Origin of the sequence: Flagellimonas aquimarina, from assembly GCF_003149745.1 — a bacterium.
Classification (GTDB): domain Bacteria; phylum Bacteroidota; class Bacteroidia; order Flavobacteriales; family Flavobacteriaceae; genus Flagellimonas; species Flagellimonas aquimarina.
The window spans coordinates 98,989-119,255 of sequence record NZ_QGEG01000002.1; the positions used below are offsets into that span (position 1 = coordinate 98,989).

Below are 20,267 nucleotides of genomic sequence, written 5' to 3' on the forward strand. Positions count from 1 at the left end.
AAGACAAAGAATTGATTAGTTTTGCACCCTTAAACGCAGCGTATAGATGAACATTCAAAACGTCCTTACTACTACAGTTAAAAAAGCGGTTTTTTCCATTTTTAATGTGGATTTACCTTCAGTGGAGTTTCAACCCACACGCAAAGATTTTGAAGGTGATATTACCGTGGTCATTTTCCCGATGCTCCGCTTTGTAAAAGGAAACCCTGTTGAAATAGGCACAAAGATTGGCGAGTACTTAGAGGAAAATGTGGATGAAGTTGCCAAGTTCAATGTGGTAAAGGGTTTTTTGAACGTTGTTATTGATAATGATTTTTACCTTAACTTTTTTAATACTATTCAAGGTGAAGATAATTATGGATATGTAAAAGCTTCTTCCGTTGGAGCCACAATGGTCGAGTATTCCTCTCCAAATACCAATAAACCGCTGCATTTAGGGCATATTAGAAACAACCTGTTAGGGTATTCCGTAGCTGAAATTCTAAAAGCTTCCGGTAAAAAGGTCTATAAAACCCAAATCATAAATGATCGCGGAATCCATATTTGTAAGAGCATGTTGGCTTGGCAGCAATTTGGAGATGGTGAAACACCTGAAACTTCTGGTGTAAAGGGCGATCATTTAGTGGGGAAATACTATGTGGCTTTTGATAAAGCGTATAAAAAACAAATTTCGGAACTAATAGCAAATGGGGTTGAAAAAGGAAGAGCTGAGAAAGAAGCGCCTATCCTACTTGAAGCTCAAGAAATGCTAAGGAAATGGGAAGCCGGCGATGATGAGGTCGTAGCACTTTGGAAAAAAATGAACGGCTGGGTATACGCTGGTTTTGATGTTACCTATAAGAATTTAGGAGTTGATTTTGATACTCTGTATTATGAGAGCAACACCTACCTTTTGGGTAGAGATGTGGTCAAAGATGGTTTGGAAAGAGGAGTTTTCTTTAAAAAAGAAGATGGCAGTGTTTGGATTGACTTAACAGATGAGGGTTTAGATGAAAAGATTGTCCTGCGATCTGACGGAACAGCGGTATACATGACCCAAGATATAGGAACCGCAATTCAGCGAGTAACTGATTTTCCTGACATTAATGGCATGGTTTACACTGTTGGCAACGAGCAAGATTATCATTTTAAAGTGCTGTTTTTAATTCTTAAGAAACTGGGATATGATTGGGCAAAGCAATTACATCATCTAAGTTATGGAATGGTGGATCTTCCCAGTGGAAAAATGAAGAGTAGGGAGGGTACGGTTGTAGATGCAGATGATTTAATTGAAAATATGGAAACCACGGCCGCTAATATCTCACAGGAATTGGGGAAATTGGATGGTTATTCTGAAGAGGAGAAGTGCCAATTATATAGAATCATTGGCTTGGGAGCTTTGAAGTACTATATTCTCAAGGTAGATCCTAAAAAACGTATTCTTTTCAATCCTGAAGAATCAGTGGATTTTCAAGGAAATACAGGACCTTTTATTCAATATACGTATGCAAGAATCCAGTCTATTCTTCGCAAAGCAGAAGGTAATGGGTCTGACCCTGTGGATACTTCATTAAAATTGCACGAAAAAGAGAAGGAATTATTAAAGCAGCTTCAGCTTTTTCCCGAAACCATTCAACTGGCTGCGGAAAACTATAGTCCTGCTTTGATTGCAAATTACACCTATGATTTGGTGAAGGAATTCAATTCTTTTTATCAACAAGTATCAATTTTGGGAGAGGCAGATGAACATAAAAAAATGTTTAGGGTACGGTTATCTAAAAAAGTTGGAGAAGTAATCGAATCTGCCTTTAAACTTTTAGGGATTGACGTTCCAGAGAGGATGTAGTCAAAAATTGACCCTAAAACTAACATTTGGTGTAATACCCAAAGAAATACTTTCCACAGTTTCAATTTGGTTGTCCTCTGTAACCCTATAATACTTGTTTAAACTGTTTTTCCGGTTGGTCATGTTAAGAAGAGAAACACCAGTAGTGGCCTTTATTCTTTGGTTAATATTAAAAGTGTAAATGGCAGAAGCATCTACCCTAAGATATTCAGGAAGTCTACTGCTGTTAGGTGATTCATAATTTATTCTTGCCGGAAAAACAGATGTGTCCAGAGCTAAATCACCTTCTTGGGGTTCAGTAAAGGGCTTTCCAGAGCGGTAGTTAACCCCTAAACTTAATTTTAGGTTTTCGTAGGAATAAGTGCCTGCAAAAGTAATTGTATGTCTAATATCCAAGTTGTTGGGGAAACTGTTGGGAACTATAGCACTAAAGTCATAATCATTTTTGTTATAGGTGTAGGTTAACCATGTGCTGTAGTTATTACCCTTTTTGTTGATTAAAAATTCAACTCCCTTAACATCATAGCTGCCAATTTCACCATTAAATTGATTTTGATTCTGAAATCCTTGAGTACTGGTGCTTATACCATCAACTTTTTTATAAAACCCTTCTACACCAAGATAGATGTCGTTCCTATCATAGTTTATTCCTAAAGACCCCTGTTTACTCTTTGTAATGGGCAAAGTATTATCATCAGATAAAATCCACCTACGTTTTTCAATACCGAGGAAATTTTGTTCTAAATCTATGATCTGATTGGTGGTCTGACTTTTAAACTCTCCCAAAACTTCTCCCCTTAGATGATTTGCCAATCTAAAATTGAGATTAAGACGAGGCTCAATCAGGAACCTTGAAAATGTACCAAGGTTTTCTATATAGTTGAAACGAACACCTGCTTTACCAATAAATTTATTTTCAGGAGAGCTATAACCAATTTCACTGTGCGGGGCATGAATTCTAATAACTCCCTTTATTTCACTATCAAAACTAGGTTGGGTTAGAAATGTGGTATTTGTAATGCCTGTTTCAATGTATTGATAACCATTGCTCCAGTTGAGGTTCTTTAACAAGGAGTAGTCAGTATTTAGTTTTATGGCATTTTCCAAAACTTGATTGTTTTGCAGAAGAAGCTGTATTTGATTCCCAAAAAGGTTTTGGGCATCCAAATTATAGCGAGAATAGTAAATATTTAAATTGGAAGAAAGCCTATCGGTCCATTTACTCTGTAGTTGACCACCAAAAGATAGATTGGTCTGCTCTAGAACACTATTGGTAGTTTCCAAATCTACTAGATTGGTTTCTACATAATCAAGATTGTTATTGATGCTGATAAAATTCAACCTTAGTTGATGCTGGTCATTTACATCATATAAAAGCTTTCCGGTAAAATCGTAAAAAAAGAAATTTTCATCCCTTATAATATCCTCATCTACTGCTATATTATTTTCATTGGTTACTTCACTATCCTGAAAAGCACGATCAAAAAACTTATTGTAGGTGGGGGTGTTCAAAAAATCAGTGGTTGATCGTCTAGCAGAGAACTGCAATCCAATTTTTTCCGTGATAGGAATTTGCCCATAAACATCTCCACTAATAAAGTTAAAACCTGCCCCGCCAGTTAGATTATCTGATAGTTCGTTACTGGTTTCCATTTGTATCACGCTGCTTACACCATCTCCATATGCCGACGGTGTGCCATTCTTTATTACGGTTATTTTGTCCGTTAAATAGGGGTTAAAAGCAGAAATCAACCCAAAGAAATGTCCAGATTGATACATTTTAATACCATTCCATAAAATTAGATTTTGATCATTGGTTCCACCACGCACATTAATGTCGGAGACGGTTTCATCAATACTTTTAATTCCTGGGAGTGCCTGTAAGGTCTGTAAGATGTCAGGCTCGATTAATCCAGGTAAAATTCCAAAATCTGCAGTGTTTAGGGTGATACTGGCATCTTTATCCCTAACAAGTCCGGTTGTTAGAAACTGATAAACGATGACCTCCTTTAGTTGTTCGTAATACTGGGCCAATAGTATTTTTACGGGACCACCTTCTTTTAACAATTCTTCTACAGTAATGTATTTGGTGATGTACCCCAGATATCTAACTTTTAATGTTGCGTTTCTGGGAATATCTTTGAGTATAAAGGTGCCATCTGTATCTGTGATAATGGCTATCTCTGTGTCAAAAACCTCTACAGAAGCACCTGGAATGGTGTTTTCAGCAAAGTTGTCCAGTATCTTTCCTTGGACTGTGACAAGGGTACTTTTTGTAATGGTGTAATACCTATCATTGAGCTTTTCAGTTTTTATCTGAAATTGGTCTTCAATGTATTTAAAGATATCATTGAGTGAAACTAGATTTTCTGGTACAATGATAGTTATATCTTCTAAATCTTCATTGATGTAAGAAAACTTTACGTTGAATTTATCTTCTAAATTCTTTATGTACTGAACGAGTGTTAGGGGTGTGTCTTGTCCACCCTGTGCATTTATATTCAAACACAGGAAAAAGAAAAACCCAAAGAGGAGGCCAAAATGGCTACTGCGGAGCTTTTTCAGCATAGAAAAGTACATTATCACCCTCAAGTTTGTAATTAATATGAGATGGGGTACTAATACTTTTTAACGCCATATTTAAGTCTGTGTTGCTAAAAGTTCCAGTAAATAACAGACTTTTATCCACATTTTGTGAATTTACTTCAATATTGTATTGTCTTTCAAGCTCAGCAAAAACATATTCTAGTGGAATTCGGTCAAAACTACTTTCGTTATTTACCCAAGATGGTTGCAATGCATCAGGCCTTGCGGTATTCATAATTTTGCCATTAATGACCAAAAAGGATGTGCCAGCAGGCAACTTGGTTTCAGCATTGTTATAGGTTACACTTACCAAACCTTCGTAGCAGGTAACTTCAAAAAAACCGTCTCTGTTTTCTACGTTAAATTGGGTGCCGAGTACGGCTACCGTTCCTTGATCTGTAGAAACAGTAAATCGTTTTCCTTTGGCAACTTTGAAGAACGCTTCACCATTTAAGGTAACATTTCGCTTTTCATTCCAATTTTTCTCACTGAAGGAGATTTTAGAACCTGCATTCAATATAATTTCAGAATTGTCCGGTAAAATAACCTCAGAATGTTCTGCCAACTGTGCAGTAACGGATTTGTCCAATGTGCTTACATAAAAATAGGAACCTGTAAGCAAAACTGCAATAACGGCAGCAATACGCAAGAATTTTTTAAACGGATTTAATGCAATAACCTTAGGGGCATTACCAATTCGTTCTTCTTTCAATTGTTCAAAAGCTTGGTCAACATCAAATTCAGGAGCTTTCAATTTTGCTGAAACATCCTTTAATTTCTGGTAAGAAGCATAAGCATCGGACTTTTTAAATTCCGTAAGCTCCTCCCCAGAGAGTTCACCGTTTAGCCATTTTGCCAAGTAATTTTCTTGCATGATTTCTATGCTTTACATCTTTATAACAACTATCTTTTTAAAAACCCTACTTTTTAACCGACCTTTAAATACCATCAATCTGTTCCCGTAATGTTTTTAATGCCAAATGCATACGTTTTTCAATGGCTTTAATGCTTACCCCCTCCATTTCTGCAATTTCAGCATATTTTTTTCCATCAATCCTATTAAGTAAAAAAGTAATTCTTTGGTTTTCGGGCAAATCATTTAATGCTTTGTCCAATTTTTCCTTGTATTCTTTCTCCTCTAACAAAAACTCGGGAGATTCATTTGAGTGTTTATAAGTTGGTTCCGCATACTTAAGCCTAACTTTTTCAGCCTTGATTACATTCAGGTATAAATTGTTGGCTACCGTATACAAATATGATTTGGCTTTTTCAGGAGTTACCTTGGCGCAATTTTCCCAAAGTTTTACAAATGCCTCTTGGACAGCATCATGAGATTTCTCTTCATTGCCAAATTTATAATATATATAATTGAATACCGTTTTGGAATTAGCCTTGAATATTGTGCTAAAGACTTGCTCTTCGCAAACGTTGTTCATTGAGGAAGGTTTGTCGATTGCCCAAAGATATTTTAAAAAAAATTAAGATAAAGTAGGGTTTTTTATTTGAGAGTTGTTTTAAGGTTGTATTCTAACTGAAAATCCAAATCGTTATGAAAAAGTTGATAAATAACTTATTGTATGCAGGCCTTGTAGTTATGGCCTTTAGTTTTACCTCTTGTCAAGAGGAATTTGAAGAAGTAGCAGGAGGTAATGACCAAGAAACCATTACAGCAAACTCTTCTACTGCTCAATTAATAGAGAAAACGTCTTCCAATGATGGTTCTTTTGACAATATTGTGGACGGCGCTAGCTGTATTGCTCTAAAATTTCCATATACTGTTGAAGTAAATGGAATCCAAATTACAATCGACTCTAGAGAAGATCTTCACACTATTGAAGATATTTTTGATGAAGTTGATGTGGACGAAGATATTTTAGATATCATTTTTCCTATTACCATTACACTAGCAGATTTTACTGAGATTGTTATTGAGAATAAGGAACAATTAAGAGAATTGGCCGCACAATGTTTAGAAGGTGGGGACGATGATGATATTGAATGTATTGACTTTGTTTACCCAATCACACTATTTACGTTTGATATCAACAACCAACAAACTGGAGAGGTTGTTGTGGAAAGCGATGAAGATTTAAGAAAGTTCTTTAACGGGTTGGAAGATGACGATCTAGTGAGCATTCAATTTCCTTTGACCTTAAAGAAATTTGATGGAACTGAGATTGTTGTAGATAGCAATGGTGAGCTGGCCAACGCTTTGGAAATGGCCAAAGATGAGTGTGACGAGGATGACGACGATGATTTTAATGATGATGATTTTGATGAAGAACGATTTGACTTCTGTTTGACGCAGTGCCCATGGGAAGTTCGTGAGGTAGTAAGAGACAATCAAAGTCAAACAGAACAGTACCTAGAGTACATAATGACTTTTGCAGAGGATGGAACAGTAGTAGTAAAAGATAGAGAAGGTAATATTCTTAACGGTACTTGGACCTCAAGTTTTACCGATCGTGGTCCACTTTTAACTCTTGAATTTGATGTCTTGGTAGACTTTAACCTTGAATGGTTGGTATATGAAATTGGTGATCATACAATTAAATTATATGCTGAGAATGGGAATAAGATAATCCTTAAGCAGCTTTGTGAAGATGATCCGGGAGAAGTACCAGGTCCAGATACACTAAGAGAAATCCTGAAAGAATGTGAGTGGATTATCAAAAAGGTTAAAAACCAGGGTGAAGAAATTGACAGACTATTAGGATTTGAATTCAAGTTCTTGCCTGAGGGTGTAGTAACCCTAAGCAATGGAATTACAACTTCAGAAGGTACCTGGGAAATTGGGTATAACAATGATCAGGTGTTGTCCTTGTTGATTACTATGGGAGATGAGCCTGGAGTAAGCTTTGAATGGCCATTAAGAGACCTTAACAATACCAGATTAAGGTTTGAAGTAGAAGAAGTTGACTATGAATTGGTTCTATTGCGTGTATGTGATGATAATGCCAGCGATGGAGATGTACCTGAAATCAGAAACATTATGATGGGTGGAGCATGGAATGTAGCCATGTATAAAGAAAATGATATGGACATGACCTCAGAATTTGCAGGAATGGACTTCAATTTCTCTACTATGCACCAAGTTGAAGTTTCAGTCAATGACGACCCTATCTCTGCCGGTATCTGGAGAGTAATAAGAAATCATGATAATGAGTTGAAATTCTTCTTGAACTTTGGCGACGAGGCTGTTCTAGGTGAACTTACGGATGATTGGTACATAAATACAGTAGACTCAAATCGTATTGAATTAATACATGAAGATGAAAATTCTACTGAAACATTGGTTTTTGAAAGACCATAAAACTATTTCCCCATTTTTTTTGAAAAGGACGGCTTCCCCCAAAGCCGTCCTTTTCTTTTTATTCTTAAATTTGTTCCTTCTTCAAAAATGACGAGAGCACATGTTTGATAATTTAAGTGAAAAGCTGGATAAAGCGTTCCATGTCCTAAAGGGTCATGGACAGATAACCGAAATCAATGTAGCCGAAACCCTTAAGGAAGTAAGAAGGGCTCTTTTAGATGCCGATGTTAACTTTAAGATAGCTAAGGAATTTACAAATAGAGTAAAGGAAAAAGCCTTAGGGCAGAACGTTCTGACCAATTTACAACCGGGCCAACTCATGGTCAAGATTGTAAAAGATGAGCTTACGGAATTGATGGGAGGAGATGCAGAAGAGGTGGACCTTTCAGGTAATCCTTCTGTAATTCTTATGTCCGGTCTACAGGGTTCTGGTAAGACCACTTTCTCTGGTAAATTGGCCAGTTATTTAAAAAGCAAAAAAAGTAAGAAACCACTTTTGGTCGCATGTGATGTTTATCGACCGGCGGCAATAGACCAATTACATGTGGTTGGGGAGCAGATAGGGGTAGAGGTCTATTCAGATAGGGGAAACAATGATCCCGTAGCTATTGCAAAAGCAGGTGTAAAACAAGCAAAGAGCACTGGCTGTAATGTAGTAATCATAGATACCGCAGGTCGTTTAGCTGTAGATGAGCAGATGATGACAGAAATTGCCAATATCCACAAGGCAATTACTCCTCAGGAAACTCTTTTTGTGGTTGATTCCATGACAGGTCAAGATGCTGTAAACACAGCAAAAGCCTTTAATGATGTCTTGAATTTTGATGGGGTCATATTGACCAAATTAGATGGCGATACCAGAGGTGGTGCCGCCATTTCCATCAAATCCGTTGTTGACAAGCCTATTAAGTTTATCGGTACGGGCGAAAAAATGGAAGCCATTGATGTTTTCTATCCATCAAGGATGGCAGACAGAATTTTAGGAATGGGAGATGTGGTTTCCTTAGTAGAACGCGCCCAGGAACAGTTTGATGAAGAGCAAGCTCGAAAAATTCAGAAAAAAATTGCCAAGAACCGCTTTGGTTTTGATGACTTTCTTAGTCAGATACAGCAGATTAAGAAAATGGGGAACATGAAGGACCTTATGGGGATGATTCCGGGGGCTGGAAAAGCACTAAAAGGATTGGACATAGATGATGATGCCTTTAAACATATTGAAGCCATTATCCATTCTATGACACCAGAAGAACGTTCCACACCGTCAAAGTTGAATGCAAGCCGTAAAAAACGCATCGCAATGGGAAGCGGACGTACCGTGCAAGAAGTAAATCAGTTGTTGAAACAATTTGAGCAAATGAGCAAGATGATGAAAATGATGCAAGGCGGCGGCGGAAAGAAGATGATGCAGATGATGCAAAACATGAGATAGTTCTATACAATAAATTATTGCCTAAATAAGCCGACCCAATGGAAATCCTCGACGGAAAGAGAATATCAAACCAAATAAAAGATGAGATAGCTATTGAGGTAGCAGAAATGAAGGAGAGAGGAGAAAAAGTGCCCCATTTGGCCGCTGTTTTGGTTGGGACGGATGGAGCAAGCTTGACCTATGTGGGCAGCAAAGTGCGCTCCTGTAAAAAAATAGGCTTTGAGTCAACCCTAGTACACCTTCCAGAAGAAACCACCGAGGAAGCATTGTTAAAACAAGTTGAAGATTTAAATGCCAATCCAGATATTGATGGTTATATCGTGCAATTGCCCTTACCCAAGCACATAGATGAGGAAAAAGTGCTTATGGCCGTTGATCCAGACAAAGATGTGGATGGTTTTCACCCTACCAATTTTGGTAAAATGGCCTTGGATATGGAATCTTTTATATCCGCCACACCATTTGGGATAATGGAATTATTAAGACGTTATAATGTGGATACAGAAGGCAAGCACACAGTTGTTATTGGCCGTAGCCACATTGTAGGTCGACCTATCAGTATTCTAATGAGTCAAAAAGGGAAAGCTGCCAATTCTACAGTTACCTTAACCCATAGCAGAACTAAGAACATTGAGTCCTTCACCCAAAAAGCGGATATCATTGTTTCCGCTTTGGGAGTCCCCAACTTCTTAAAAGCTGAAATGGTTAAAAATGATGCTGTCATAATTGATGTAGGCATCACCCGTGTACCAGACAAGACCAGAGAAAAAGGCTACTACATTACTGGCGATGTAGATTTTGAAAATGTAAGCAAAAAAGCATCCTATATTACTCCTGTTCCTGGAGGGGTGGGCCCTATGACCATTGCAATGCTTTTAAAAAATACATTGTTGGCAAGAGAAAGACATAAATTAAAGAGCAACTAGTTTTTGACTTCTTTTTCTGGATGGGATGACGTTACTTCCTGTTCATCATTTGGGGTTAGAATATCAAGGTCGCCTTCACCTTCATCATTGGTGCAGCTAGATAAGGCCATAGACGAGAATAACACTGTAATCAATAGTAGAACAACTTTCATCATTTGGTAATTTAGTAGGTATAGTACCTTATGATTTCTTCATATATAACGTTTTACAAGTAATAATTAGTATCCATTATTTAGTTAGGATGTGAAATGATTTGAACAGCGATTTAAATTCAGTACCTTTTTGATCAAATTCCCATCCATCATGAAAAATCATCTTTTCGCATTAGTTTGCCTTATACTTTTCTTGAATTCTTGTACCAAAAATAAAATCACAAATCAAATTGTGGTCTCTTTTTCCAAAGAGGCAAAAGAGGGTGCTGTTGATGGGCGTTTGCTTTTAATGCTTTCCACCAATGATGAAAAAGAACCACGATTTCAAATCAGCAGCGGACTGAATGCTCAATTGATATTTGGAATGGATGTGGAAGATTTTAAACCAGGAGATGAAATTGTCTTTGATGATTTGGTATTTGGATTTCCGTATGCAAGTTTAGCAGAAGTATCTCCTGGCGAGTACAATGTGCAGGCACTTTTGCACACGTACGAAACATTCAACCTATCCACAGGGCATACAGTTAAATTGCCCATGGATAATGGGGAAGGACAACAATGGAACAGGTCTCCGGGAAATTTGTACAGTACTCCCTTTAAGATTACAATTAATGAAAATGGTGTCCAAAACGTAAGTGTTACAATGGATAAGGTAATTCCACCAATTGAAGAAGCAGAAGACACCAAATGGATAAAGCACCTGAAAATTAAATCTGAAAAACTATCTGAATTTTGGGGAAGGGATATGTATTTGGGAGCTCATATTCTGCTGCCAAAAGGTTTTGAAGAACATCCAGAGGCAAAATACCCGTTAATGATTTTTCATGGGCATTTTCCGAACGATTTTGGCGGTTTTAGGACTACGCCCCCAGACCCCAACACAAAACCCGAGTACTCCGCACGTTTTGATGTTGAAGGCTACAATATCATCCAAAAACAAGAAGCATACGATTTTTACAAAAGATGGAACGAACCCGATTTTCCAAGGTTTTTGATTATTGAAATTCAACACCCCACCCCATATTACGATGATTCGTATGCTGTAAATTCAGCTAGTCAAGGCCCTTATGGTGATGCCATCACTCATGAGTTGATTCCATACATAGAAAAAGAATTTAGGGGCATTGGAGAAGGCTGGTCACGGTTTTTGTATGGAGGCTCAACAGGAGGTTGGGAAGCCCTTGCCGTTCAAGTGAAGTATCCTGAGGAATACAATGGTTGTTTTGCCGCTTGCCCAGACCCTATTGATTTTAGAGCCTATTGTTTGACCAATATTTATGAGGACAAGAATGCATATTATTATGAAAGCGACCATAAAGTAGCAGAAGTTCCCGCCCATCGTGATTACCTTGGCCATGTTCAAAGTACTGTTCGTGAAAACAATCATTTAGAATTGGTATTGGGAACAAAATCACGATCAGGTCAGCAATGGGATATTTGGGAGGCCACATATTCCCCCCAAGGGAAAGATGGGTATCCGCAACGACTGTGGGATAAAACTACAGGAGTAATCAACCCAGAGGTAGCGGAATATTGGAAAGAAAACTTTGACCTTAAACATATTCTAGAACGGGATTGGGATAAACTAGGCGAAAATCTTAAGGGGAAAATTCATATTTATTGCGGTGATATGGACAATTACTATTTAAACAATGCCGTTTATTTAATGGAGGATTTTCTGGAAAGTACCACAGATCCATATTATGAAGGTGAGGTATTGTATGGGGATAGAGCGGAACATTGTTGGAACGGTGACCCAGAATTACCCAATCATATTACTAGAATGCGCTACAATACTATGTATGTGCCAAAAATAATGCAACGAATTGCTGAAAGCGCACCAAAAGGTGCTGATCTTAGTAGCTGGCGTTATAAATGATTGAACTTTTGGCAATAATCAGTTTAATGGCAAAAATGTCAGTTTAATAGGTTTTATTACGATTCAGATTTCTGACTATTGCACCTTAACCAGTTTATTTAATAATTTGCATATAAATCATCAATCATGGCCGGTATCATAAGAAACAAAATAGCTTGGGTAGTATTTGCCTTTTTAGCTATGGGTGTGGGGCTCTATCCCTTTGCATATTGGATGACTTCAGAAAAATTTGGGTTACTTTCTAGTAAAACGACGGAGTTATTAGCAAATGAAATCTGGACTGTTGGGTTTTACGGACATATTACTTTTGGCGCTTTTGCGCTTATGAGCGGGTGGTCTCAATTCAGTAAAAAAATCAGGTCCAGAAACCTAAAACTACATCGAAATCTGGGAAAAGTATATGTTTTTTCGGTGTTGATCAGTGGAATATGTGGCGTATACATTGCTTTTTTTGCCACAGGTGGGCTTATTACTTCGCTGGGTTTTCTTGGTTTGGGGATTATCTGGTTGTTTACTACTTTAAAAGCATATTTTGCCATAAGAGCAAAAGATTTAGCACTTCACCAAGGAATGATGATTTACAGCTATGCCGCTTGTTTTGCAGCAGTAACACTTCGACTTTGGTTGCCATTGTTAACTATGGCTTTTGGGGAATTTTTGATTGCCTACAAAATAGTGGCTTGGCTTTGTTGGGTTCCAAATATGATATTTGCCTTTTTCTGGGTTAAGCGAAAAGGTTTGACCTTGGTTTAGTGTTATTTGGCAAACAGCTGACCCATATCCTTAAAAGCCTTAAATTCCAAAGCATTACCGGCTGGATCTAAAAAAAACATAGTGGCCTGCTCGCCTATTTCACCTTCAAACCTAACATAGGGTTCAATAATGAACTCAACACCTTTGGTCTTCAGGTTCGTTGAAAAAGACTGGAAGGTTTCCCACGGCAGAACAACTCCATAATGAGGTACAGGAACGTTTTTGCCATCTACGGGATTGGTATGAAGTTCAATATTGGATTTTGGTTTGTAATGAATCACCAGTTGGTGACCAAACAAGTTAAAATCTACCCAATGATCGCTGCTTCTCCCTTCCTTGCATTCTAAAACGTTTCTATAAAAGTTTCTACATTCATCAAGGTTATGGACGGGAATGGCTATATGAAAAGGAGTGATATTTTGCATAGTGTGATAAAAGTAAATTGTGGGGATCAATCTTCCAAATAGATATGAGGCTATTTTTATTGAAATTTTCAATGGTTCCAGATAAAATGGTATTCATGGTTTATGGGATGTTGATAGTCTATATAATATTTATAAAAAAATAAATGTATTTATCTTTAGAAACCACCGTATATCAATTTGATTAACAGTACTATGAAAAAAATAGCGTTCCTATTAGTTTTGATTCTAATAAGCTCTTGCAAAAAAGAGAACAAAACCCAAACAGCAGAAAGTAATTTAAATGAACAAGAAACCATACCTAATGAGTGGGTGTATCTTTTTGATGGTACCAACACCGATGGATGGAGAGCATATAACGGAGATGTATTGCCGCCAGGTTGGATTATAAAGGACAGTACACTGACATTTGATACCGAACTAGGTCTTGAGCAAGATTACAAAGGAGGCAAGGATATCATATATGGTGCCGAGGAGTTTGATAATTTTGAACTATACCTTGAATGGAAATTGCCTGAAGGAGGTAACAGCGGTATTTTCTATCACCTTAAGGAAGGCTATGACGGCCCTCCGGAAGTTTCCCCTGAATACCAATTAATTGATGACGAAAATTATGCTAGAATCCATGATTTAACAGCTTACAACACCAGTCTTGGATACACAGAAAAACCTGAAGAACTGAAACCATTGCAAAGAACAGCCTCGGATTATGCCATGCACCCTGCAGATACAATAAAAAAGAAATTGAACCCTATTGGCGAATGGAATTCTTCTAAAATTGTTTTTACCCCTAAAAAAGTGGAACATTGGCTTAATGGGGAAATGGTGCTTTCCTTTGTCCCATGGGATGAAGCTTGGTACGAAAAGAAAAATTCCGATAAATGGAAGAACAGCGCAGATTACGGAAAATTCAAAACCGGATTCATTGGATTACAAGATCATTCCAGTCCTATCTGGTTTAGAAACATAAAAATTAAAAAATTATAACAGGTTTTAGATATGAAAAAAAGAGAGTTTTTAAAGACCGCCGCTATAGCATCATCATTGGCAATAATGCCATCGGGAACTTGGGCTTTTTCAGGAAATAAACGTTTGAGAACAGCACATATTGGTGTAGGCAATATGGGTTTTGAAGATTTAAAGGCAATTTCATCTCATAAATTGGTCGATGTGGTGGCACTATGCGATGTGGATGCCAATAATCTAGAAGCGGCTCATAAAATTCATTCTAATGCTAAAACTTTTCCAGATTATAGAGAAATGTTACGGGTCATGGGTGATGAAATTGATGCTGTTATCGTATCAACCCCGGACCATACGCATGCTCCAGCTTCAATGATGGCAATGAACATGGGTAAACCGGTTTATTGTCAAAAGCCACTAACCCATCATGTGTCAGAAGCAAGAGCAATGCGCAAACTGGCTGCCGATAAAAACTTGATTACCCAAATGGGTATTCAAGTACATTCATTTTATGATTATAAATTGGCCACGTTGCTCATCCAATCCGGCATTATTGGCAAAGTACATACGGTAAGGGCATGGTCTCCCAAGGATTGGGGGTACAATGGTCCGGCACCAACAGGGATTGACCCAATTCCAGAATCCTTGGATTGGAACCTTTGGTTGGGAACAGCGGCTGAAAGACCCTATAAAAAAGACTATTATCACCCTGGAAATTGGAGAAAATTAATGGATTATGGGTGTGGTACTCTAGGGGATATGGGAGTGCATATTTTTGATACTCCTTATAACGCACTTCAATTGGATGTTCCACTTACCGTTAAAAATGAATGCAGACAACCAACAGGATTTGGCTATCCAGAGAAGAATATAGTTACATATGAATTTCCAGGCACAAAATATACCGCCGATAAACTAAAATGGGTATGGTATGATGGTCCAGGTGCCCCAGAAATGCATGAGGACCTTAAATTGCCCAATTCAGCGGTTCATGCAAAGAAAAGTAAAGAAACCGCAAATGGAGATGATCAGTCTATGGAAGATAAAATGTCACTAGACACCAAAGAAGCCATGGATGGAGCCTTACCTGACCAAGGGGCTATGTTCATTGGCGACAATGGACGTTTGCTGCTTCCTCATTTTATGCAATTGCCAAGGAAAATAGTAGATGGGAAATATGTGGATATATCCAATGAAATTGCTGAGGTTGAGAAAGCGAACAACATGGGCAAACCTATACGTAATTACGATTCTGAAGGTCCAAAACATTATCATCAGTTTGTGGATGCGTGTTTGGGGAGTGATGATTGTACTGCACCCTTCTCTTATTCGGCACGATTAACGGAAACCATCTTGTTAGGTGTTATAGCGGGTCGTTTTCCTAGTAAAACGTTGCATTGGGATAATAAAACAGCTAGGTTTTCAGAAGAAGAAGCCAATAAGTATTTAGAATCACCATATAGGGATTTTTAAAGCCTCATGATTACTTAGCACAACTTTGCCAAAGTTCCTTTAGGCTTCCAAAAATGAAATAATTTGGTTGTTAACATCTTCTTGGTGCATGGAATGTCCTAACCCCTCAGTACTTATCAGCGTGCTGCCCTTCCAATTTTCGTTTACTTTTTGGGAAGCATGATAAGGTGCTACAGCATCTAATCTATCATGAAATAACAATCCCTTTTTGGTGTTTGACCGTGCAAATTTTGATGCCGAAAAATCATGGATTCTAAACCCAAATCTTTTAAGAATATAGTTGTCTAATGCTGTCATTACCCTATTGTTGAATTTTAGTAGGTACTGATAATGTTCCATAATTTCATGAAATTCGGATGGAGCACCAATGGTCACCATTTTTTCAACCTTAGGATTTGGATTCTTGTACTCATTGTACATCAAGGTCATGCCTCCAACGGAATGTCCCACAAGGTATTTTGGATCGTATTTGTTTATCATATGTTGTAGGGCTTCCTCATACAAGGGCACGTATAAAATTTTGCCAGTAGAATACCCATGTGAGGGTGCATCAAAAGCTATGATGTTAAAATTGGCTTCTTTAAGCTTATCAATGAGATTACGCCATCGAAAGGTGTTGCTCTCCCAACCATGTACTAACAAGACAGTTTCTTTGTTACCTGGCCAATGATAAGATTGCAGTTTATGTCCAGCCGCAGTTTCTACTTCATTTTTGGCGTTATCCAAATACGCTTGCTGTTGAGGTAAAACCCTTCCTTTTCTAACAGTACAAAACAAGTTAAAGGCCTTGTCTGCGGTTTTTTGTGGTGCAAATAGTGCAAACAGGTTAAAATATTGGCCGTATGCCAGAGGTAGTATTTTGGTGATTAATTTTTTCATTAGGTTACTTTTTGTAACTTACTCTTTAAAAGAAACTAAAAATACAGAATCCTTTTGTAAGAAAAAAGAAGTCACCTATTCAAAACCAAGTATAATTATGGAAACTGTTACTGAAAATCAACAACTTAGAACGGCAAAAAAAATTGAAAAAATGTTTGGGCATATTGATTATAAAAATCCACCTGAACTTTGCCCCGTTCGCGATGTAATGTCTGTTGCTTCAGATCAATGGAGCACTTTGATTATTCTTTGGTTGGGATATTTTCCAGTTTTACGTTTCAACAAGCTTAAAAAGTTTGTCTACGGTATATCTAACAAGGTTTTAAGTCAGCGCTTGAAAGTATTGGAGGCTGATGGTTACATTTCTAGAAAAGCGTATCCGGAAGTCCCCATTAGGGTAGAATATAGTTTAACCGATTTTGGAAAAACCTATGTTGAAAAGCTACTGGAATTGACCGAATGGATGCAGACGAATAGCCCAAAAGTGATTGCAAACAGAGAAAAATATGGTTTGTTCTAATCTTTGAGCCTATTCCATATATCAATGTACATTTTCCAGTCACCACCTTCTTTTTTCCAGATAACCACATATTTCCCTTTCCAACTGGACACAGGTTCTTCTCCTTTTTTACTAGTACCATGGTAATATCCATAGTCGTATGCGTAATCACCGATGATATTTATTTCGGAAGCATCCATACCGTGAGATAGAATTTTGGTTTCCTTTCCCATTTCCCATCGTGCTTTTATTGCTTCTCTGCCTTCTATTATGGGAATTCCTAATGGAATGAGTTTGGCATCTTGCGTATAACTATTTGCCATGACATCAAAATCTTGGTTCATATATGCTGTTGAAAAAGCTCTGGAAGCAGCAACTATTTTACTTTTTTCACCTTCATCGGTATTTGAAATTTTACCATTGGAGCAATCGATTCGCCAAGTTGGGAAAACTACAGATTCAGTTTTATCTACCCATTCGCCAACCCATTTAAAACCTTTGTCATCAATGTCATAAAATGAAAGTCTGTAAAAACCATCAATACCGTTTGGAGCCTTTTGTTCACTATACAATACAATTTTGCCCTCTTCGTTTTTATTTCCTTCCCAAGCCCTTAATGTGGTCGAAACAGTTCGGGTGGTGTAATAATGAACATACCATCTGGTACTGTCTGGACTAAATTGACGAATACTGCCGGAATAGGTTTCATCTTTTTTTAAAGTTTCATCTTGAATGGCCATGCCGTTCATAATATATTTAAACCGCCAGATCATATCTACGGGCTCTGCCCATGTTTGGTCCGGATTTCTGGTCTCAGACTTGCAATTGCATTCCCCTATCATTGGTGCAAAATCCATCAGTTCTTTTGGCGCCTTCGGATTTGGTAGCCCAAACGGATGTTCCGCTGTGGGTTCAAAATCGTATTGAGCCAGCAAGGCAAAGGGAACAAGAAAGGTGGTGAGAAAGTATATAGTCTTCATTTGGATTGGTTTGACAATCAAATTAACCAAACGAAAATAAGTAGCTGCGGCTTTTAGGATTTAATTAACAGTGATTAATCCCAGGCCAACATCAAATATTTTATTTTGGAATTGTCCGGTATTTGGACAGTTTCAATATTGGAAGTGGTGTACCTAAGGTTAGATGGCAATTCCTCCTTGTCAATTGTAAAATACAGATTACTGTGTTTAGGAAATATGACTACGCTATTCAGTGTTGTTACCGTTTTTTTTATGCTGTAGTTATTTAGGATTTCTTTGAATGTGCTGTTTAAGCCAATCCCTTTGTCAGTAGTATACCGAGAATCAAATATTCTAATATTTCCTATAGTTGGAATGCTGTCCAAATTTGAGGTTAGTGTCAAAAGATGCTTGCCTCCTTTTTCAAAAACCATGATTTTTTCCGCTGTTGCCCCAATTTTAAGTTTGGAGGTGTCTTTTACAATGGAATCCTGAGCAAAGATTGCTTCCAAGGTATCTACAGGAGATGTTTTTTGAAGAGTTCCCACGGAGTTTTCCGTGATTAAAAAAGTAGTGTTCTTTTCGCTGCACTGTATAAATGCCAAACAGCATGCAAATACACAAACTATAAGTGTTCTTTTCATAAAAATTATCGGATAACTTTTTTCAAAACTCCCAGCACCCCACGAATAAATGTAGCACTTGTCAAAACTTTTACAACCGGATTCATTCGTGTACTTCTTCTTGTGGATGTTTTACTTCGGGATGTTGCCTTTTGCTTTTCTTCTTTTTCGGCTTCCTTTTGCGCTTTTTCTATCTTTTCATTTAGTAACTCATAGGCACTTTCTCTATCAACATCATCGTTGTATTTTTTTATCAATTTGGATTTAGCCAACGTTTCTTTGAGTTCAGCTTCCGTTAAAACATCCATACGACTCATTGGCGCGCGCAGCATGGTAGCCGCCAAAGGAGTAGGACGTCCTTTTTCATCCAATGCTGAAATAAGTGCCTCGCCAATTCCTAATGATGTCAATACTTCCTTAGTATCATAAAACTCAGAATCTGGATAGTTTTCGGCGGTTAGTTTTATGGCCTTTCGGTCTTTTGCGGTAAACGCCCTTAAGGCATGCTGTACTTTTAACCCTAACTGTGCCAACACATCATCAGGGACATCGGTTGGGTTCTGGGTTACAAAATAAAGTCCAATTCCTTTAGATCGGATTAATTTTACAATACTTTCAATCTGGTCCAACAAAGCCTTGGAAGCCTCTTTAAAGATTAAATGTGCTTCATCTATAAAAAGAATCAACTCTGGTCTATCACTATCTCCCTGTTCAGGAAAAGTGGCATAAATTTCAGCTAATAGGCTCAACATAAATGTTGAAAACAACTTTGGTCTGTCTTGAATATCCGTAAGCCTTATAATGTTGATGTAACCTCTGCCATTTTCATCAATACGAACCAAATCATCCACTTCAAAGGATTTTTCGCCAAAGAACAAATCAGCTCCTTGTTGTTCCAGTTCAATGATTTTTCTTAGAATAGTTCCGGTGGAACTGGTCGAAATTCGACCATAAGACTCTTGGAATTCTTTTTTTCCTTCTCCAGTGGCATACTGCAATACTTTTTTGAAATCTTTTAAATCCAGTAATGGCAACTTATTGTCATCACAGTACTTGAATACAACCGCAACAATTCCTTCTTGGGTAACGGTTAGGTCAAGAATCCTGGATAGCAAGACAGGACCAAATTCTGAGACCGTAGCTCTTAGGCGAACACCATCTTGTTCTGAAAGGGATAAAATCTCTACTGGAAATCCGCTGGCTTCAAAAGGAAGGCCAATTTTTTCATGACGTTCATCAATTTTAGGATGGCCTGGGCTAGGTTGTGCAATTCCACTTAGGTCACCTTTTAAATCCATTAGAAGAACTGGAATGCCTTTATTGGAGAGGTTCTCGGCAATAACCTGAAGCGTTTTTGTTTTTCCAGTACCTGTTGCGCCGGCAATAAGTCCATGTCTGTTAAGTGTCTTTAAAGGAATTTTCACAAAAGCGTTGGTCACTGTTTCGCCATTGTACATTCCAGCACCCATAGTAATGAAGTCACCTTTGGTTGTATAGCCTTTTTCAATATGTTCAAAGAAATTTTCTTTGCTGCCCATGGTATTCAATTTCCGATAAAAATAGGGTAATTTTAGGCAAATTTAAAA

At 37.7% G+C, this 20,267-nt stretch carries 18 protein-coding genes; 9 read left to right on the forward strand and 9 right to left on the reverse strand.

Annotated elements, in window-relative coordinates; genetic code table 11:
• The first annotated feature begins 46 nt into the window (after window positions 1-46).
• Window positions 47-1,825 carry an arginine--tRNA ligase gene (gene argS / locus DKG77_RS07195; RefSeq protein WP_109661704.1) on the forward strand — a complete coding sequence of 593 codons (1,779 nt, stop codon included), beginning with the start codon at window positions 47-49 and terminating at the stop codon, window positions 1,823-1,825.
• Here argS and DKG77_RS07200 read toward each other — a convergent pair whose 3' ends face one another.
• From DKG77_RS07200 to DKG77_RS07210, 3 genes are all read right to left on the reverse strand, one after another.
• Entirely contained in the window at window positions 1,826-4,393 is a 2,568-nt protein-coding gene (locus tag DKG77_RS07200; protein WP_109661706.1) for a TonB-dependent receptor, read from the reverse strand. It lies immediately after the preceding gene.
• The gene (locus tag DKG77_RS07205; protein ID WP_109661708.1) at window positions 4,371-5,285 is read right to left on the reverse strand and encodes a FecR family protein; all 915 of its coding nucleotides are present in this window, start codon (window positions 5,283-5,285) and stop codon (window positions 4,371-4,373) included. The genes DKG77_RS07200 and DKG77_RS07205 overlap by 23 nt, the downstream gene beginning before the upstream one ends.
• 64 nt (window positions 5,286-5,349) lie before the next feature.
• Complete coding sequence (locus DKG77_RS07210) at window positions 5,350-5,847, reverse strand: RNA polymerase sigma factor (protein WP_109661710.1); 498 nt, start codon at window positions 5,845-5,847, stop codon at window positions 5,350-5,352.
• Between the two features lie 113 nt (window positions 5,848-5,960).
• Between DKG77_RS07210 and DKG77_RS07215 the strand changes: the two genes are divergently transcribed.
• The 3 genes from DKG77_RS07215 (at window position 5,961) to folD (ending at window position 10,079) form a co-directional block, all read left to right on the forward strand.
• The gene (locus DKG77_RS07215; RefSeq protein ID WP_109661712.1) at window positions 5,961-7,724 is read left to right on the forward strand and encodes a hypothetical protein; all 1,764 of its coding nucleotides are present in this window, start codon (window positions 5,961-5,963) and stop codon (window positions 7,722-7,724) included.
• Window positions 7,725-7,824: 100 nt separating this feature from the next.
• Window positions 7,825-9,153: a signal recognition particle protein gene (ffh, locus tag DKG77_RS07220; RefSeq protein ID WP_109661714.1), complete on the forward strand. Its 1,329-nt coding sequence runs from the start codon at window positions 7,825-7,827 to the stop codon at window positions 9,151-9,153.
• 38 nt (window positions 9,154-9,191) lie between these two features.
• Complete coding sequence (gene folD, locus DKG77_RS07225; protein ID WP_109661716.1) at window positions 9,192-10,079, forward strand: bifunctional methylenetetrahydrofolate dehydrogenase/methenyltetrahydrofolate cyclohydrolase FolD; 888 nt, start codon at window positions 9,192-9,194, stop codon at window positions 10,077-10,079.
• On the opposite strand, the gene DKG77_RS16970 is transcribed toward folD, so the two are convergent.
• Window positions 10,076-10,234, reverse strand: a complete 159-nt coding sequence (locus tag DKG77_RS16970; protein WP_165819358.1) for a hypothetical protein — start codon at window positions 10,232-10,234, stop codon at window positions 10,076-10,078. The genes folD and DKG77_RS16970 overlap by 4 nt on opposite strands.
• Window positions 10,235-10,382: 148 nt before the next feature.
• On the opposite strand from DKG77_RS16970, the gene DKG77_RS07230 reads away from it, so the two are divergent.
• Window positions 10,383-12,110, forward strand: a complete 1,728-nt coding sequence (locus tag DKG77_RS07230) for an alpha/beta hydrolase-fold protein (protein ID WP_109661718.1) — start codon at window positions 10,383-10,385, stop codon at window positions 12,108-12,110.
• Window positions 12,111-12,236: 126 nt separating this feature from the next.
• Window positions 12,237-12,863: a DUF2306 domain-containing protein gene (locus DKG77_RS07235; protein WP_109661720.1), complete on the forward strand. Its 627-nt coding sequence runs from the start codon at window positions 12,237-12,239 to the stop codon at window positions 12,861-12,863.
• 2 nt (window positions 12,864-12,865) lie between these two features.
• Here the strand turns inward: DKG77_RS07235 and DKG77_RS07240 are convergent, their stop codons facing one another.
• Window positions 12,866-13,288: a VOC family protein gene (locus DKG77_RS07240; RefSeq protein ID WP_109661722.1), complete on the reverse strand. Its 423-nt coding sequence runs from the start codon at window positions 13,286-13,288 to the stop codon at window positions 12,866-12,868.
• A 192-nt stretch (window positions 13,289-13,480) separates the two neighbouring features.
• On the opposite strand from DKG77_RS07240, the gene DKG77_RS07245 reads away from it, so the two are divergent.
• Both DKG77_RS07245 and DKG77_RS07250 read left to right on the forward strand, forming a co-directional pair.
• Window positions 13,481-14,272 carry a 3-keto-disaccharide hydrolase gene (locus DKG77_RS07245; protein ID WP_109661724.1) on the forward strand — a complete coding sequence of 264 codons (792 nt, stop codon included), beginning with the start codon at window positions 13,481-13,483 and terminating at the stop codon, window positions 14,270-14,272.
• Between the two features lie 12 nt (window positions 14,273-14,284).
• Window positions 14,285-15,721: a Gfo/Idh/MocA family protein gene (locus tag DKG77_RS07250; protein WP_109661725.1), complete on the forward strand. Its 1,437-nt coding sequence runs from the start codon at window positions 14,285-14,287 to the stop codon at window positions 15,719-15,721.
• A gap of 39 nt (window positions 15,722-15,760) precedes the next feature.
• Here the strand turns inward: DKG77_RS07250 and DKG77_RS07255 are convergent, their stop codons facing one another.
• Entirely contained in the window at window positions 15,761-16,600 is an 840-nt protein-coding gene (locus DKG77_RS07255) for an alpha/beta hydrolase (RefSeq protein ID WP_109661727.1), read from the reverse strand.
• Between the two features lie 97 nt (window positions 16,601-16,697).
• On the opposite strand from DKG77_RS07255, the gene DKG77_RS07260 reads away from it, so the two are divergent.
• Window positions 16,698-17,120, forward strand: a complete 423-nt coding sequence (locus DKG77_RS07260) for a winged helix-turn-helix transcriptional regulator (protein WP_109663653.1) — start codon at window positions 16,698-16,700, stop codon at window positions 17,118-17,120.
• On the opposite strand, the gene DKG77_RS07265 is transcribed toward DKG77_RS07260, so the two are convergent.
• The 3 genes from DKG77_RS07265 to DKG77_RS07275 all read right to left on the reverse strand — a co-directional run bounded on the left by DKG77_RS07265 (window position 17,117) and on the right by DKG77_RS07275 (window position 20,219).
• On the reverse strand, window positions 17,117-18,079 hold the full coding sequence (locus DKG77_RS07265) for a YybH family protein (RefSeq protein ID WP_109661730.1): 963 nt from the start codon (window positions 18,077-18,079) through the stop codon (window positions 17,117-17,119). The genes DKG77_RS07260 and DKG77_RS07265 overlap by 4 nt on opposite strands.
• Window positions 18,080-18,153: 74 nt before the next feature.
• A complete protein-coding gene (locus DKG77_RS07270) occupies window positions 18,154-18,702 on the reverse strand; it encodes a hypothetical protein (protein WP_109661731.1) in 549 nt (182 codons plus the stop codon).
• 5 nt (window positions 18,703-18,707) lie between these two features.
• Window positions 18,708-20,219, reverse strand: a complete 1,512-nt coding sequence (locus DKG77_RS07275; protein ID WP_109661734.1) for a helicase HerA-like domain-containing protein — start codon at window positions 20,217-20,219, stop codon at window positions 18,708-18,710.
• Window positions 20,220-20,267: the final 48 nt, after the last annotated feature.

Bases quoted from the DNA above. Each gene is read 5' to 3' on its own strand.
- argS (WP_109661704.1), top strand. From the start codon at position 47: ATGAACATTCAAAACGTCCTTACTACTACAGTTAAAAAAGCGGTTTTT.
- DKG77_RS07200 (WP_109661706.1), bottom strand. From the start codon at position 4,393: ATGCTGAAAAAGCTCCGCAGTAGCCATTTTGGCCTCCTCTTTGGGTTT.
- DKG77_RS07205 (WP_109661708.1), bottom strand. From the start codon at position 5,285: ATGCAAGAAAATTACTTGGCAAAATGGCTAAACGGTGAACTCTCTGGG.
- DKG77_RS07210 (WP_109661710.1), bottom strand. From the start codon at position 5,847: ATGAACAACGTTTGCGAAGAGCAAGTCTTTAGCACAATATTCAAGGCT.
- DKG77_RS07215 (WP_109661712.1), top strand. From the start codon at position 5,961: ATGAAAAAGTTGATAAATAACTTATTGTATGCAGGCCTTGTAGTTATG.
- ffh (WP_109661714.1), top strand. From the start codon at position 7,825: ATGTTTGATAATTTAAGTGAAAAGCTGGATAAAGCGTTCCATGTCCTA.
- folD (WP_109661716.1), top strand. From the start codon at position 9,192: ATGGAAATCCTCGACGGAAAGAGAATATCAAACCAAATAAAAGATGAG.
- DKG77_RS16970 (WP_165819358.1), bottom strand. From the start codon at position 10,234: ATGATGAAAGTTGTTCTACTATTGATTACAGTGTTATTCTCGTCTATG.
- DKG77_RS07230 (WP_109661718.1), top strand. From the start codon at position 10,383: ATGAAAAATCATCTTTTCGCATTAGTTTGCCTTATACTTTTCTTGAAT.
- DKG77_RS07235 (WP_109661720.1), top strand. From the start codon at position 12,237: ATGGCCGGTATCATAAGAAACAAAATAGCTTGGGTAGTATTTGCCTTT.
- DKG77_RS07240 (WP_109661722.1), bottom strand. From the start codon at position 13,288: ATGCAAAATATCACTCCTTTTCATATAGCCATTCCCGTCCATAACCTT.
- DKG77_RS07245 (WP_109661724.1), top strand. From the start codon at position 13,481: ATGAAAAAAATAGCGTTCCTATTAGTTTTGATTCTAATAAGCTCTTGC.
- DKG77_RS07250 (WP_109661725.1), top strand. From the start codon at position 14,285: ATGAAAAAAAGAGAGTTTTTAAAGACCGCCGCTATAGCATCATCATTG.
- DKG77_RS07255 (WP_109661727.1), bottom strand. From the start codon at position 16,600: ATGAAAAAATTAATCACCAAAATACTACCTCTGGCATACGGCCAATAT.
- DKG77_RS07260 (WP_109663653.1), top strand. From the start codon at position 16,698: ATGGAAACTGTTACTGAAAATCAACAACTTAGAACGGCAAAAAAAATT.
- DKG77_RS07265 (WP_109661730.1), bottom strand. From the start codon at position 18,079: ATGAAGACTATATACTTTCTCACCACCTTTCTTGTTCCCTTTGCCTTG.
- DKG77_RS07270 (WP_109661731.1), bottom strand. From the start codon at position 18,702: ATGAAAAGAACACTTATAGTTTGTGTATTTGCATGCTGTTTGGCATTT.
- DKG77_RS07275 (WP_109661734.1), bottom strand. From the start codon at position 20,219: ATGGGCAGCAAAGAAAATTTCTTTGAACATATTGAAAAAGGCTATACA.